The sequence below is a fragment of the Gottfriedia sp. NPDC057948 genome, from assembly GCF_042887255.1.
Taxonomy (GTDB): domain Bacteria; phylum Bacillota; class Bacilli; order Bacillales; family Bacillaceae_G; genus Gottfriedia.
Map to the genome: position 1 here is coordinate 1 of NZ_JBHVPN010000014.1, position 14,807 is coordinate 14,807.

The window sequence follows — 14,807 nt, forward strand, 5'->3', positions numbered from 1 at the left end:
AAACCCCCTTGTAGTAATAATTTTCCTACAAAGGAGATTTTTTCTAAAATTATATGCTTAGATCTATTGACTAAGTTGTTTTTCAACACTCTGAACCTTCTATGATAGAAGGTTCTTTTTCTATTCTCCAGTTTCAGAAAACTGTTTAATACGAAGTCCAATTTGATCACGAACTCTTTGGAATACACTCCATTCTTGACCTGCTGGGTCATCAAATCCCCAATGAACACGTTTCACATTTGGTGGTGTTACTGGACATACATCATTCGCATGACCACATAAAGTCACCACTAAATCTGCATTGTTTAAGATGTTATTATTGATTACATCTGAAGTTTGATTTCGGATATCAATGTTAACTTCATCCATTGCTTTAATTGCATTTGGATTCACACCGTGTGCTTCGATCCCAGCTGATAAGACATTCCATTCATTTCCTAAATATTGTTTCCCCCAAGCTTCTGCCATTTGGCTACGGCAGGAGTTTCCAGTACATAAGAAGTAAATTGTTTTTTTGTTATCTGTCATGTGTATTCCACCTCTGTTTAAATTTAGATTGTTGTTTCTTTTGCAAAATATTTTCTTCTCATCCACAACGCTGCGTTAACCAATGCAATCATTACGGGTACTTCAACCAATGGACCAATTACTGCTGCAAATGCTGCCCCTGAATTAATTCCAAACACTCCAATTGCAACTGCAATTGCTAATTCAAAGTTATTACTTCCAGCTGTGAAAGCTAAAGTTGTTGAAACTCCATAACTTGCTCCCGATTTCTTCCCTAAGAAGAAAGAAACAAAGAACATAATGATGAAATAGATTAATAAAGGAATTGCGATACGAACAACATCTAAAGGAAGTTCTACAATTACTTCTCCCTTCAATGAGAACATCACAACAATTGTAAACAATAATGCAATTAAGGTAATTGGACTGATTTTGGGAATAAATTCTTTTTCATACCAATCTCTACCTTTCGCTTTTACAAGAATCAATCTTGTAAATAGTCCTGCTAAAAATGGAATTCCTAAATAGATGAAAACCGATTTTGCAACTTCTGGCATTGTAATATTGATTGACATACCTTCTAAACCAAAAATTTTTGGTAATACTGTTACGAAAAAGTATGCGTAAACAGAAAAGAAAATCATTTGGAAAATAGAGTTGAAGGCTACTAATCCAGCTGCATACTCACGATCACCATCAGCTAAATCATTCCATACGATAACCATCGCAATGCATCGTGCTAAACCAATCATAATCAAACCAACCATATACTCTGGATAATCTCTCAAAAAGATAATTGCTAATAAAAACATTAATACTGGTCCAATTAACCAGTTTTGAATTAATGATAGAAATAATACTTTTAAATCTTTAAATACTCTTCCAATCTCTTCATAACGGACTTTAGCAAGTGGCGGATACATCATTAAAATCAATCCGATCGCTAAAGGTATTGAAGTCGTTCCAACTTGTAATTTGTTTAGGCTATCTACAAATCCAGGGGTTGAAATGCCTAGAATTATCCCAATTGCCATTGCTACGAATATCCAAAGGGTTAAATATCTGTCTAAAAATGATAATCGTTTCATTCTCTTCTCCTTTTTCACACTAACAACAAGAATTAACTTTAGATTCAGTGGAAGTATTACAACAAGACGTATTTTCTATTTTTTGAACTTCACTATCTGATTTTGTATAGAAGAATTCCCACTCATTTCCGTCTGGATCCGTTACCCAAAACTTATCTTGAACTGCATAACAACAAGTTGTACCCATTTCTTCACGTGCAAAGAAACCTTCTTTTTCTAGTCTTTCCTTATGGATTAAGATTTCTTCAGATGTTTCAACTTGAAAACCAAAGTGATTTACTTGATTACCCTCAACTTGATCACGAACATTTAGAGTGAAATTAAGACCTGGATTTTCTAACAGAAACTTCGCATATCCTTCTTTCACTTTAACAGGTGCTAAACCGAATACCTTTTGATAAAAAACGATTGATGCCTCTAAATTTGTTACGTTAACTCCTACATGAACATATTTCATACAGAATTCCTCCCTTAATTTGTTAAATCAAAAAAAATTGATTTAATAGTTAAAAAAATTAACAACAATTACTGTTACGTTTACCGCTATCTGATTTTCGGAAAATACAACAAAGCTCTTCTGAAAGCAAGTTGTTAACTTCTGTATCGTTTAAATCGTAATAGCTCCACGTACCTTTGGTCTCTTTTACTATTAGTCCTGCATCCAGTAAGATTTTCAAATGATAAGAAAGCTTTGATTGTGTCATATCGAACGCTTCCGTTAAATCACATACACATGTACTTCCTCTTTGGCAAAGCTCATACATGATTTCTAGACGCTTCTGATCAGCTAACGCTTTGAATTTCTGCTCATATTTCAGGAACTGTTGTGTCATCTCAGTCATATGCTTACTCCTACATCAAATTTTCTTGATGAATTTAGTATATGTTAATTTAACAAATAAATGCAATATATTAATCAAAAAAAATTGATTTATTTTAAAACTTCTAATGCAACTAAACTGCCATTTAACAGAGCCAAACAAAAAAACGATCAAAATGATCGTTTCAGTTTTAATTGATCGGTGCCCCATATTTAACAGGATATAAGCTTCCTTTATAAGCGAAAGATATGTTTCCTGTTTCTTCTGATACAACTAGGGCAAGTGCATCGCTTTGTTCGGAAATTCCAACTGCTGCTCGGTGCCTTGTTCCAAGTTTTTTATTATCGTATGTAATTTTTGAAAGTGGAAGTACATTACCTGCTGAAATGATCATGTTATTTTCAACCAGTACCGCTCCGTCATGTAACGGGCTACCTGGATAAAAAATTGATTCTAGCAATGCTGGAGATAGTTTTGCACCGACGTGGATCCCGGAACTCATCAATTCTTCAAGTGAGTCATCTCTTTTTACAACAATTAATCCGCCATGTTTACGTTTGGATAAGTGTTGAACTGTGATTGTCAATTCATCAAAGATATCAGTATACGGCGAAAGATATGAATTTAAATAAAATGAGGCTGCATCCATTTGTAAATTATTAAAGACGCGATGGATATTTTCAAATTCAGTTAAAATGCCGCATCCTTTATTTTCAATTCTTCCAATCATGCCTTCAATTTTCAAATTAAGTTGAGTTAGTGTTTTTGTTATATTTTTTCTTACAGTGGGATTTAATTGAGACTCGAATTCATCCATTCAATTTTTCATCTCGCTTTCGAACCGAATTACCTCCACTTAAGTTTCCCAAAGTTGGCTATGTTATACCAATCATTACCATACTTGGTTTTGAATCAATAACAATTGAAGAAACGTAACAAACTGAGTAATTATCTTGCTGCCCATTCAACTTCTATTTTAATGTCTGAATTTGACAAAGCTGATACATAAGCATAAGTTTTTGCAGGTGGGTTACCAGACTGAAATTGGCTCCAACAGTTTTGTACCTACCATAGTACAAGACCAAGGGAAAATACAAAAATTTAAGGCGTATAAATTTTGGAAAAGTTTAACTATTAGTTATTTATACATGATATTATGAAAATGAAAGGTGGTGATATTGTGGTTTGGTTTATTGTAATTGTAATTGTAATAATTGGTATCATACTTAAAATGAATAGCACTTCTAGCCATAACGAAGATAAACATTCTCCTGAAGAAATCGTAGAAATTGCAGAATTCGAACTTAAATTCAGGTCAGAATTTGCAAAAAATAAAATGTTACTAAAGAGTGGTAGGATAACAGATAGACAATCAATGGAATGGTCAAAAACCTTATTAGAAGAACACAATGAAATTCAAAGAAGATACAATATAACACAAGAAAAAATGTCTGAATACTATGAACTTGTATATTCTAAATCAAGCGTGCGTTTATCATAATTAAAATTATTTTTAATCCTTAGTAAAACTAGGGATTTTTATGTAGTCCCTAAGCTCCGGACAAACTAGACCTGATAAAACAACTAGCTCTGCATGTCTTGGGACAATTGTAACATGACTATATTGTCCAACAGGTGCAGCAACAGAATCGGGATTTTATTTCCTCCTTTTTTCTTTCAAAAAACCTCAAATGTCATAAACATTTGAGGTAGTCATTTTCTATGTATACATATCATCTTAATAATTCTATTACTCTAGCTAATCCTGTAGGTGTTATTGAAATATTAAATAATGAAGCAATTTCTTTTTGATCAATATCACTCTTAATCCAAGTTAAACCGTTTATAAATCCTTGCATTTCCAATTCTATTAATGCAGGTTCGACATCATCAATTTCTACTCCTACTTCATTATGAAGCCCTTTTTCAAAGTCTGGCTCCTTTTCTTGAAGTTCATTAAAAATAGCCAATAGCATTAATCCTGCATCTGAAATCTTACTACCCAGAATGAACACCACCTTTTTAGACTATTTATTCGACAAAAGGTGGTAATTTCCTTTTTTTGCTAATTTTTCTACTTATTTAATAATTGATTTGTTTTTTCAAAGAGCTTTTGAAGATCCATCGGCTTTACTTGATGATTATCTAGTTTATATTTTTGTTTTAGTAAAATGATTCGTTTTACACTCTCGTTTATACGTTCTTCAGAAATTGTTTTGTTTTTCACGGCTGTTTCGATTTCTTTATAAACAGCTTTTACTTTGTTAGGATCATGAGCAACCATAATGATATCACTTCCAGCTAAAATGGAAGTAACTGCTGCTTTTTCTAAATTATAATTTTTTCCAATTGCATCCATCGTCATATCATCCGTCATAACCACTCCATCATATTTTAAATCATCCCTTAACATTGAAGTAATGATTATTTTAGACATCGAAGCAGGGTATTTAGGATCAATTTTTGGTAATAAAATATGAGCAACCATAATAGCATCTGCGTTTTGATTGATCGCGTCCTTAAATGGGATGATTTCCAATGATTTTAAATCAGTATACGATTTGTTTACAACTGGTAATTCTAAATGGGAATCAACTGAAGTGTCACCATGCCCCGGAAAATGCTTTATAACTGGGATGATTTTCTCTGATTGAATCCCTTTCATTGTTTGGATTCCTAAATTACTTACAGTTTTTGGATTATTACTAAATGAACGATCACCAATGACCGGGTTTTTAGGATTACTATTTACATCTAAAACAGGAGCAAAGTCCATATTTAACCCAAAAGCTTGTAGCTGTTCCCCTAATATTTGACCAATTTCAAATGAGAACCGTCCATTATTTTTCTTTCCAATTATTCCGTTTGACGGTATCTGACCAAGATTTCCTGGTAAACGTGATACCCTTCCACCTTCTTGATCAACTCCGAATAAGATCGGTAAATGATTATTCCGATTAGCAGCCTTTATTGAATTTACAAGTTTAACCGTTTGACTGTTATTCGTTAGATTTTCATTGTAAAAAATAAATCCACCGATATGATATTGTTCAACTAGTTCTTTTAAACTATTTGAGTAATTCGTTCCGTAAAAACCTGAGATAATCATTTGACCAATTTTTTCTTGAAGTGTCATCGTATTTAAAAGCTGTTCTAGATTAGTACCAGTACTAGGATTAAGCTGCTCAATCATTGATACTGACGTATGATGCAATATTGGATTATTATTTTCACTAGTTGGTCTTGGTAAGATAAACTTCAGTTCCATATGATTTGGCAGTTCATAAACTAAAATAATTTGATCAACTTGTTGATCTCTATAATATTTAACCGTACTTGGCTTTTTTAATTGTTTCATAATATCGTCATAGTGAATTTTTTGTAAATTATAATCATATGATCTAACTTCGTAAATTCGATTTTGATGATCATATCCTACTGCAAATCCTTGTTTTTGATAAGTTAAGTACGTACCATTAGCCACCTGATCTTTTTGGGTAGATTCCCCAAACTGCTCCGTTAAATCTTTTAAAGAAGTCTTCCCTACTTCTATATTTTTTTGGTTTGGAATTTTGCCTTGTTTAGCGCTTGAAAGAATATTATTTAAAATTTCTTCCGTTGAAAGTTGACTCGATTGATTAGTCTCCGTCTCCGTTTGATGATGTGTATTTTTATTTGGATTCGATTTTGATGAATCTTGGAAAACTTTATCTTTCACTGCAAAGTAAACACTTGTACAAACAATTAACAATAGTATTAATAAAAAAATAGCTTTTTTGATAATATTCTCCTCCTAAAATATTATTTTCCCCTCTTTACTTACTTATATTTCCATTAGTTAAGTGGGCACCTTCTAACGAATAGGTGCATACGATGAGAAAGATTAACGAGGAGGGACTAATTAGCATGACCAGTAAAAAATCCCATGAAATGATTCAACCTATAAACTACAGAAATCAAAATATGAATCCAAATCAGAATAATCCTTACTATGATTATCACCAATATTGGTATAACGAATATCAATCATATCCTATTCATCAACAGCATCATTCAATTGACCAATCTGACATTTTTTATCGTCAACATGCTCAAAGCACTTTCGTTTTGGTTCACGGCTCATGGGTTGATCCATTCTTTTGGCACGGTATAACACGAGAACTACAAAAAATGGGACATATTGTTCACACACCACAGTTACCTGGGCATGGTACAGATAAAGATAAAAATGTAAATCATGAGATGATTACAAAACAAGTTGTTCATTATATAACGTCTAATAAGCTTAATAATATTATTTTGATAGGTCACAGCTTTGGTGGGACTGTCATTCAAAAAGTCGCCGAACAGCTTCACGACCGAATTAAACGATTAGTTTTTTGGAATGCTTTTGTTTTAAATGACGGCGAAAGCCTGGCAGATCAATTTCCACCTCAAGCACAAAAATTCCTTTTAGACTTAGCAAAACAATCGTCTGATAATACAATCAAACTACCATTTCAATACTTCCGTGATGTGTTTGTTAACTTGGCTGATATACAAACTGCGCGGCAAATTTATAATGCGACAACGCCTGAACCTGCTACGCCCCTTGTCGAAAAGCTAGATTTAAAAACGTTTTACCAATTATCTACTCCAAGAAGCTTTATAAATTTACAAGAAGATACTGTAGTACCTCCAGGCGAAAATTCTGGTTGGTATCCTCATATAGCTAGTAGATTAGGAGTTTATCGTTTTATTCAAGGAAGTGGCGATCATATGTCAACTGCAAAAATTTACCCAAGAAGAATGGCACAATTAATTGTAAATGCCTCACGAGACTAAAAATGGACTTTGCTAGTTTATGATTGTATCACTTAATTTATTTACCTTTAAGTGAAGTGAATTTATTTAACTTCATTTAAAGGTAATTTAAATTAGTTTTAATCCTATTAATATATATTTAATATTTCAGTAACATGTAATATACTAATCATATGAAAAGTTTTAATATTATATTATTAGGAGACCGAGATGAATAAATTTAAGAAAATCGCAACTATAGCAACTGCAACAACTCTATCAGCAGGTATTCTATTAGGTATGCTACCAACTGAAACCCAAGCAGCAACTAATACTAAAGTTGTCCAAGCTCAAAATGATTTAAAAAAACAAGTAAGCTCTTATATTAAAGTACTAAACAACTTAAAAAGTGAAATCTATTATACAGATCAAGATGTTTATGATTATTATAAAGAACTACAAACTGATGTTACTTTATTTAATAAGTACGGATATACAGGTAAAGACGAACTGGTGAAAAAAACAGCGAGCTTTAAAACAAGAATTGATAAAGCGCGAAAAGACAATGCAGCAGTAGATATGAAAAAAGTAACAGCACAGTTTAATACATATATTAAAAAAGTAGATTCAAAGGGTGCTAAAACATACTTTACAACTCAAAAAAATAAATTGATGGCAATTAGAAATTACCAAAACCACACATATGATACGATTGAGTCATATGTATACGATATCGAAGACCAAATTTATACTGAAAATGAAATTTATATTCGTAAAAAATTACCTGTTGAATATAAAAACTTTTTAACTGAAACTGACTTAGCAAAGCAGCATATTGATGGATTCAATAATAAAGAAGAAGAAATAATTAACTATGCATATGATGTTCTTATTATGGATTTCCCAACATACCATCAAATACAAACTGATGTTGAGAATATGATTGAGAAATATAATGATAATTATTATGATTATCCAGATGAGATTGATGAGAGAGATCAAGAGAAATTATATGATGCAATTGAGAAAAGAGATGATAAACTAGCTAAAACTGCTCTTGATAATTCTACTGCAGCACTTAAAAAATTCAATGCAAAATATGATCAATTTGAAGTTGAGTACAACGTATATAAAACAAATCTAACAGTTAAATTCGCTAATAAAGTAAAAAAAGCGCCTGCTACACAACAATAAGAACAGCATCTAAATAAAAACAGTCCTTTGTATGAAAATCATCTTTTCCAAAGGACTGTTTTTTATGTTTAACTTGATTTAATTTTTCTTGTTTCGTTTTTGTTCTACGCGTATTTAAATCTAACATCGCAAATGAACTTCTACTTATTTCTGGATTTCGTTTACCTTCTCTAACTAGTTTGTCCCGTAATTTTCTTGCTTTTGATTTGCTCATTCTTTCCACCTCTTTTAACTTTATTCCTCTATTATATACAAGCAATCAAAGTTTTCCACTAACTCTTCATAATTTATTTTTTTGAAATTGGAATAAAGTGATTAAATAAACCGACCACTTTTATTTCCTTGTCTAAAGCCTTCACCTCGTAAACTGAAAAAAAGACATAATCTTTTTTAGTTGTAACCTTACTAATAAGGTTTTCACCTAATAAGTCAATCCCGAAATCAATATATTTGTTTTTTGATTCCAATTTAAGTTGATCCTTTGCCCAAGTGACAAACTCTCCTTTAGACGGATTTGTTTGTGCAGAAATAATTAGACAGATTGCGAAAGCCCCGATAACAAGTAATTTTTTCATAAAGTCACCTTTTCATTATTTTTACTAATTATATGATAAAGGATATTACTGAATTGTCCAGAAAATATCCTTTTTTATTAATAAAATGTCTAGAAAAAATAAAAAAGGGTCCTAATTGCGACCCCTGAAAGTAAAAACAAGTTCATTTTGAAACTTATTTAATTACTGCATTTTTTACAATTTTTGAATCTAAAAATGGAATCACTGACAAAATTTCATTAATGCCATGTTTTGATATAGCATCTAAAGCAAGTTCATTAAGTAGGCCACCTTCAATAAATGGACAGATTGGTGTTAATGACTTGATCCCGTTTAATTCATAACTCTTTCTTGTGCATTCATCAATTATTTCATCACTAATAAATGGGGCCACCCGAGCTAGTCCATTTATACCATTTATTTCAAACTCTTTCTTTGCACATTCATCAATTATTTCGTCACTGATAAATGCTGCCATTGATGTTATTTCATTTATGCCATTCAACTCAAACTCTTTCCTTGCACACTCATCGATGATCTCGTCGCTAATAAATGGTGCAACCTGAGTTAATCCTTTTATTCCATTCGTTTCAAACTCTTTCTTTGCACACTCATTCATTACTTCTTCGCTAATAAATGGTGCAACCTGAGTTAATCCTTTTATTCCATTCGTTTCAAACTCTTTCTTTGCACACTCATTCATTACTTCTTCGCTGATAAATGGTGCAACCCGAGTTAATCCTTTTATTCCATTTGTTTCAAACTCTTTCTTTGCGCATTCATTCATTACTTCTTTACTAATAAATGGCGCCAAAGTTGTAAATCCTTTTATTCCATTCGTTTCAAACTCTTTTTTCGCTAATTCATCAATTAACTCTTGAGATATAAACGGTGCAACTCGTGTTAATTCTTCAATTCCATTAGACTCAAACTCTTTCTTCGCAAATTCATCAATTACATCGTTACTAATATAAGGTGCGATCCTTGATAATTCTTTAATTCCATTCGAATCAAATTCTTTCTTTGCACATTCATCGATTAGTTCTTCACTAACAAATGGAGCAATATTCGCTGTATCAATAATCGTAAGGTCGTTCTCAACGTTTCTAAATACTAAGTCTGCTTGATCGATATTAAGAATCGGAGCAACATTTATAAAATCTTCTTTTTCAACTTCTAACTCAATTGAAGAATCAGGATTTTCTTTTTCAATTAAATTATTAATCAACTTAACACCTTTTTCATTTCCTAAAATTTCATCAATGCTTACATTAAATATTTCAGCAAGCTCGGGTAGTTTTGAAATATCAGGCATTGTCTCTCCACGTTCCCAATTACTAATTGCTTGAAAGCTAACACCTAATTGATCAGCTAGCTTCATCTGTGTAATCTTGTTTGCTTTTCTTAATTGAGCGATTTGTCTACCTACTTTTTTCATATCAAACATTTATATCACCTCTTTTTAAAAGTTAATTTCATTGTATCTAGTTAATTGAATAGTTAAAATCAAGTGTTACTTGAATTGAGCAAAAATGGACTCAAGTAATACTTGAGTTTCTAGAAAGCCGCGGCAATTTAAATAAAGTTTATTAATTTAAAGTGTAGCTTTCTGCCATGAACTTAACTTAATGCTCAATTTATTATAACAATACTTATAAATATAAGTTTGAATTTTCAAGCAATAAAAAAACAACCCAAAATGAGTTGTCTTGAGAAACATTAATATGATTAATCTTTTGTAGTCCATTCGTAAAGTGCTTCAAAATTTAATTTTTCTAACCAATGTCGTTCCGCTAAAATAACTGGGTGAATCAATATATCCTTCCGATTTGAATCATCACAAAAATTATATAATTTATCTTTATAAGGTTCTAGCAGATCTAGAACTTCTTTTATTCGCCATTTAAATCGTTTACTTGAACCCCAACCTACTATAATAATGTCTGCGTTACTAATCGCTAATTTAATTGCTTCATCGTTATGTTCGCCAACTTCGCATTCTTTTCCTTTTAGCTTTGTTGAATCCGGTTCCATTAATGCAAAAAGATTTACTAGTTCTAGCGATCCGAAGTTACCTTTCTTATAATCTATAAAAAAGTTAAGACATCTCGCCAAAATATAATCACTCTTTAGATGATTTGCTCGACAAGGATTAAGTAATACAAGAGTAGCTTTCTTCTTTGATTCATCCCAAGTTCTTGTAAGCGAATATCGCATCAATTTATTTTGTTTATCGAAGACCGCCTTCGTATTAATTTGCATTGAATGACAGTTTACAAAATCTTCAAATGACATATACTCACTCTTTTCATCATTAATTAAAAGAAAATCAACAAGGTATTATATTCCATTTAATCGTCATTTGTACTATATTATTAATTTAAAATAAATAAACCTTACATTGTAACTAAAAAAAAGTGAAATTTTAGTAGCTTCCTATTTACTAATTCATATTTTCCTAGTACGATAGTGGATAATTTATACAGTTCATTAGGAGGGGCTTTTTTATGATTAAAGGAATCATTTTTGATTTGGATGACACATTACTTTGGGACCAAAAAAGCGTTCAAGTTGCATTTGAAAAGACATGTAAGCTTGCTACAGAAAAATACGGTATTGATTCAACTGAATTTGAAAATGCCGTTCGTGATGAGGCTAGAAAGCTTTATGAATCATACGATACATACGAATTTACAAAATTAATTGGCATCAATCCATTCGAAGGACTTTGGGGGAATTTTTTAGATGATCATGATCAATTTCCAAAAATGAAGGCGAATTCTCCTACCTATCGAAAAAATGCATGGACGCTTGGATTAAAAGCATTTGGAATCGATGATCGAGAATTTGGTCATTTATTAGCTGAAACATTCCCTGAAGAACGCAAAGGAAACCCTTTTGTATACGATGAAACATTTGATGTGCTCGATCGATTAAATGGACAATATAAACTACTCTTACTAACAAATGGCTCCCCTGATTTGCAACATACGAAGCTTTCAATTACACCAAAGATTAAAGAATATTTTGATCAAATCCTAATTTCTGGAGACTTTGGAAAAGGCAAACCTGATCCAAGTATTTTTGAACATGCCTTATCATTAATGGAACTATCAAAAGAAGAGGTCGTTATGGTTGGAGATAATCTTATGACTGATATTTTAGGCTCAAGCAGAATTGGAATGAAAAACGTTTGGATTAATAGGCATCATAAAGAACGAAATGAAGTTGTACCTACATATGAAATTACTCATTTAGAAGAGCTTTATCCGATTATTGATTCTTTGAATAAGTAGGTTGGTTTAAAAAATCTAGTGGTCCATTTTTATGAGGGCTTGCTGGATTTTTTTTATTGATTGTGTATTCGTTCTGAGTTACTCAAGCCAGTGCAAATAAATACCCGGAATCGCAATTAAAAATTTTAGAAATGCAATTAAAAGATGAAAAACGCAATTAAACTAAAAATATACCCATACTACGTTCAAGTAAAACCGTTTATTGAGCAAAAAAATCAAATCAAACATGCAATTTCACAACGACATTATTATAAAATATTACGATTTTGACTAGATATACCCCCTATTTATATCAAAAATCTTAAAAATCTTTCCTTTGAAGACTGCTCGTCCTATTAATTTTTTTAACTAATGAAATTGACCGTTTCGATGTGTATGATTCGTTTCATAAAATGTAGTATCAAATTTATGGAGGTTAACTACTATTGTCGGAACAACATGGAATTAGCATCTCTAAAAGCACTTCACTAGAGAATAGAAGTCATATTTTAAAAAGAGCTAAGAAATTAATTGGGAAAAAGGTTTTTTTAGAGACGTTTTTATTTAATTATAGAGGAAGATTAGTTTCAATTAATGAAGACCATTCATTAAATATGATCATTTTGGCATCTGATGAGGTGTTCAGACAAATTAGAATTGATTTAGCGTTGGTGATTGAAATTGGTAAATTATCTTGTAAAAGTGTTTCTTCAAGAAATGAGCAAGGAGATTTTACAAGTGATGAGTCATGGCAGGCAAAGAGACATTATATAACTGTAGCTGAAAGTACGTCTCCTCATACAGAAAAAAGGATTAATCGTCTTGCAAAAGAGTTTAAAGGTGAGGTAGTCATCGTAAAAACTCTAATTTATCATTATGTTGTCTGCATTAATGAAATTCATGATTCATATATAACAGTCCATCAACTCATCGATTTTGATCCACATTTTGCCATTGAGTTTAGGATTGATAAAAATATTATTTATGAAATTGTTAATTTTCCAATTAGCTAAAACAAAAAGTACTTTCTAAGAAAATTTAGAAAGTACTTTTTCATCAACCCTTGATTAACAAACTGTATTGCTACTAGATTTAAGTAAAGCTTGTTGTAAGTCGGCTACGATATCTTCCCATGCTTCTAAACCAACTGACATGCGTAGCATATTTTCTGTAATGCCCATTTTTTCTCGCAACTCTTTTGGAACGACTGCATGTGTCATCGTCGCCGGATGCTGTACTAGTGTCTCTGTATCTCCTAGACTTACTGCTATTTTTATCATTTCTAAATGGTTAATAAATTCCTGTGTTTCTTCCTTTGTCCCGTCAAACGTAAATGCGAAGACTCCTCCACCTTTTTTCATTTGCTTACTTGCAATAAAATAATTTTGACTTTTAAAATCTCCAGGGTAAAATACATTCTTTACCATTGGATGTGATTGTAAAAATGAAACAATCTTTTTTGCATTTTCACATTGACGGTCCATTCGAACTGCTAATGTCTTTAATCCTCGAAGCAGAAGCCATGCATCAAATGGTGACATAATTGCTCCTATATCTTTTCGGATGGGGATCATTCGATCAGCTAGCTCTTTTGTTTTACAAACAACAATTCCTGCAACTACATCACCATGACCACTAATATATTTCGTTGCACTATGTAGCACAATGTCACAGCCTAGTGTTAATGGCTTTTGTAAATAAGGTGAACAAAATGTATTATCAACTACTACTTTAATATTATTTTTCTTTGCAACTTCGACAACCATTTCAATATCAATGACTTTCATTGTAGGGTTGATCGGAGTTTCGATAAAGATAACTTTCGTGTTTTCTTGGATTAAGTTTTGAATTTCTTCCTCCGTATCCATTTCACAAAAGTTATGTTCAATTCCAAATTTGCTCTCAAGCATTTCTAAAAAACCATACGTACATCCGTATATGCCTTTTGAACATAAGATATGCTCACCGGTGCTAATTAAAGAGAGAATTGTAGCAGACACAGCAGCCATTCCAGAACCAAATGCTAACGCTACTTCTCCTTCTTCTAAGGCAGCCATTCGTTCTTCCAAAATCTGAACGGTTGGATTTCCTAACCTTGAATAAATAAAGTCATCTCTTTCTCCAGCAAAGGACTGTTCTCCATGTTGTGCAGTAGGAAATGTATAGGTAGACGTATGAAATAATGGAGGAGTTAAACTCCCGTTATACTCACTAGTTTTGTAGCCTTCGTGAATCAACTTTGTATCAAACTGATTTTTCATCATTTCTAATTAGCCTCCTTAGTTAAGTGCATTTTGATCAAACGTTAATTAAAGCAAAAAACTAAAATGAAAACCCTTACAAAATATTCACTCAGACTACTTCTATATATAGGAAAGTAATACCTTTTAAGAAGTCATACTATAGGTGGAATTACACACTCTTAATCCAAAATAAGACTTTAATTCAAAATAGAAAGTATCAAAATAATCAAATATCCATTGGTTCTTACTATTTATCCACTGAAATTTCCTACCTGACTTTTTCCCTATAATATTCCGAATTACTCATACAGAAATTATCAAAAAAAGAATCATCCTCTTTAAC

General features: G+C 31.8%; 17 protein-coding genes. 5 read left to right on the forward strand and 12 right to left on the reverse strand.

Annotated features, from left to right (window positions below):
* Positions 1-120: 120 nt before the first annotated feature.
* From arsC to cdaS, 5 genes are all read right to left on the reverse strand, one after another.
* The gene (gene arsC / locus ACFVRR_RS17775) at positions 121-528 is read right to left on the reverse strand and encodes an arsenate reductase (thioredoxin) (protein ID WP_387331291.1); all 408 of its coding nucleotides are present in this window, start codon (positions 526-528) and stop codon (positions 121-123) included.
* A 23-nt stretch (positions 529-551) separates the two neighbouring features.
* Positions 552-1,595, reverse strand: coding sequence for an ACR3 family arsenite efflux transporter (gene arsB, locus ACFVRR_RS17780; protein WP_387331293.1), 1,044 nt, complete (start codon positions 1,593-1,595; stop codon positions 552-554).
* Between the two features lie 19 nt (positions 1,596-1,614).
* Positions 1,615-2,052: an ArsI/CadI family heavy metal resistance metalloenzyme gene (locus tag ACFVRR_RS17785; protein ID WP_387331295.1), complete on the reverse strand. Its 438-nt coding sequence runs from the start codon at positions 2,050-2,052 to the stop codon at positions 1,615-1,617.
* A 58-nt stretch (positions 2,053-2,110) separates the two neighbouring features.
* Positions 2,111-2,428, reverse strand: coding sequence for an ArsR/SmtB family transcription factor (locus ACFVRR_RS17790; RefSeq protein WP_387331495.1), 318 nt, complete (start codon positions 2,426-2,428; stop codon positions 2,111-2,113).
* 178 nt (positions 2,429-2,606) lie between these two features.
* Positions 2,607-3,233 (reverse strand): sporulation-specific diadenylate cyclase CdaS, encoded by a 627-nt coding sequence (cdaS, locus tag ACFVRR_RS17795; RefSeq protein WP_097974198.1) that lies wholly within the window; start codon positions 3,231-3,233, stop codon positions 2,607-2,609.
* Between the two features lie 363 nt (positions 3,234-3,596).
* On the opposite strand from cdaS, the gene ACFVRR_RS17800 reads away from it, so the two are divergent.
* Positions 3,597-3,917, forward strand: coding sequence for a hypothetical protein (locus ACFVRR_RS17800; RefSeq protein WP_387331297.1), 321 nt, complete (start codon positions 3,597-3,599; stop codon positions 3,915-3,917).
* A 232-nt stretch (positions 3,918-4,149) separates the two neighbouring features.
* Here the strand turns inward: ACFVRR_RS17800 and ACFVRR_RS17805 are convergent, their stop codons facing one another.
* Entirely contained in the window at positions 4,150-4,386 is a 237-nt protein-coding gene (locus tag ACFVRR_RS17805) for a hypothetical protein (RefSeq protein WP_097974194.1), read from the reverse strand.
* A gap of 104 nt (positions 4,387-4,490) precedes the next feature.
* Positions 4,491-6,134, reverse strand: a complete 1,644-nt coding sequence (nagZ, locus tag ACFVRR_RS17810; protein ID WP_387331299.1) for a beta-N-acetylhexosaminidase — start codon at positions 6,132-6,134, stop codon at positions 4,491-4,493.
* 188 nt (positions 6,135-6,322) lie between these two features.
* Here nagZ and ACFVRR_RS17815 point away from each other — a divergent pair, with 188 nt between their 5' ends.
* Entirely contained in the window at positions 6,323-7,240 is a 918-nt protein-coding gene (locus ACFVRR_RS17815) for an alpha/beta hydrolase (RefSeq protein ID WP_387331301.1), read from the forward strand.
* Between the two features lie 189 nt (positions 7,241-7,429).
* On the forward strand, positions 7,430-8,392 hold the full coding sequence (locus ACFVRR_RS17820; RefSeq protein WP_387331303.1) for a hypothetical protein: 963 nt from the start codon (positions 7,430-7,432) through the stop codon (positions 8,390-8,392).
* Here the strand turns inward: ACFVRR_RS17820 and ACFVRR_RS17825 are convergent.
* From ACFVRR_RS17825 to ACFVRR_RS17840, 4 genes are all read right to left on the reverse strand, one after another.
* On the reverse strand, positions 8,379-8,606 hold the full coding sequence (locus tag ACFVRR_RS17825; protein WP_387331305.1) for a hypothetical protein: 228 nt from the start codon (positions 8,604-8,606) through the stop codon (positions 8,379-8,381). The genes ACFVRR_RS17820 and ACFVRR_RS17825 overlap by 14 nt on opposite strands.
* Before the next feature lie 73 nt (positions 8,607-8,679).
* Positions 8,680-8,967 (reverse strand): hypothetical protein, encoded by a 288-nt coding sequence (locus ACFVRR_RS17830; RefSeq protein WP_387331307.1) that lies wholly within the window; start codon positions 8,965-8,967, stop codon positions 8,680-8,682.
* Between the two features lie 154 nt (positions 8,968-9,121).
* Positions 9,122-10,393, reverse strand: a complete 1,272-nt coding sequence (locus ACFVRR_RS17835; protein ID WP_387331309.1) for a helix-turn-helix domain-containing protein — start codon at positions 10,391-10,393, stop codon at positions 9,122-9,124.
* 281 nt (positions 10,394-10,674) lie between these two features.
* Positions 10,675-11,241 (reverse strand): DUF1643 domain-containing protein, encoded by a 567-nt coding sequence (locus ACFVRR_RS17840; RefSeq protein WP_097974182.1) that lies wholly within the window; start codon positions 11,239-11,241, stop codon positions 10,675-10,677.
* Positions 11,242-11,453: 212 nt separating this feature from the next.
* Here ACFVRR_RS17840 and ACFVRR_RS17845 point away from each other — a divergent pair, with 212 nt between their 5' ends.
* Both ACFVRR_RS17845 and ACFVRR_RS17850 read left to right on the forward strand, forming a co-directional pair.
* Positions 11,454-12,242: an HAD family hydrolase gene (locus ACFVRR_RS17845; RefSeq protein WP_387331311.1), complete on the forward strand. Its 789-nt coding sequence runs from the start codon at positions 11,454-11,456 to the stop codon at positions 12,240-12,242.
* Positions 12,243-12,667: 425 nt separating this feature from the next.
* Positions 12,668-13,234, forward strand: coding sequence for a hypothetical protein (locus ACFVRR_RS17850; RefSeq protein WP_387331313.1), 567 nt, complete (start codon positions 12,668-12,670; stop codon positions 13,232-13,234).
* Positions 13,235-13,288: 54 nt separating this feature from the next.
* Here the strand turns inward: ACFVRR_RS17850 and megL are convergent, their stop codons facing one another.
* Entirely contained in the window at positions 13,289-14,485 is a 1,197-nt protein-coding gene (gene megL, locus ACFVRR_RS17855; protein ID WP_387331315.1) for a methionine gamma-lyase, read from the reverse strand.
* Between the last annotated feature and the right edge of the window lie 322 nt (positions 14,486-14,807).

Bases quoted from the DNA above. Each gene is read 5' to 3' on its own strand.
- arsC (WP_387331291.1), bottom strand. From the start codon at position 528: ATGACAGATAACAAAAAAACAATTTACTTCTTATGTACTGGAAACTCC.
- arsB (WP_387331293.1), bottom strand. From the start codon at position 1,595: ATGAAACGATTATCATTTTTAGACAGATATTTAACCCTTTGGATATTC.
- ACFVRR_RS17785 (WP_387331295.1), bottom strand. From the start codon at position 2,052: ATGAAATATGTTCATGTAGGAGTTAACGTAACAAATTTAGAGGCATCA.
- ACFVRR_RS17790 (WP_387331495.1), bottom strand. From the start codon at position 2,428: ATGACACAACAGTTCCTGAAATATGAGCAGAAATTCAAAGCGTTAGCT.
- cdaS (WP_097974198.1), bottom strand. From the start codon at position 3,233: ATGGATGAATTCGAGTCTCAATTAAATCCCACTGTAAGAAAAAATATA.
- ACFVRR_RS17815 (WP_387331301.1), top strand. From the start codon at position 6,323: ATGACCAGTAAAAAATCCCATGAAATGATTCAACCTATAAACTACAGA.
- ACFVRR_RS17820 (WP_387331303.1), top strand. From the start codon at position 7,430: ATGAATAAATTTAAGAAAATCGCAACTATAGCAACTGCAACAACTCTA.
- ACFVRR_RS17825 (WP_387331305.1), bottom strand. From the start codon at position 8,606: ATGAGCAAATCAAAAGCAAGAAAATTACGGGACAAACTAGTTAGAGAA.
- ACFVRR_RS17830 (WP_387331307.1), bottom strand. From the start codon at position 8,967: ATGAAAAAATTACTTGTTATCGGGGCTTTCGCAATCTGTCTAATTATT.
- ACFVRR_RS17835 (WP_387331309.1), bottom strand. From the start codon at position 10,393: ATGTTTGATATGAAAAAAGTAGGTAGACAAATCGCTCAATTAAGAAAA.
- ACFVRR_RS17840 (WP_097974182.1), bottom strand. From the start codon at position 11,241: ATGTCATTTGAAGATTTTGTAAACTGTCATTCAATGCAAATTAATACG.
- ACFVRR_RS17845 (WP_387331311.1), top strand. From the start codon at position 11,454: ATGATTAAAGGAATCATTTTTGATTTGGATGACACATTACTTTGGGAC.
- megL (WP_387331315.1), bottom strand. From the start codon at position 14,485: ATGATGAAAAATCAGTTTGATACAAAGTTGATTCACGAAGGCTACAAA.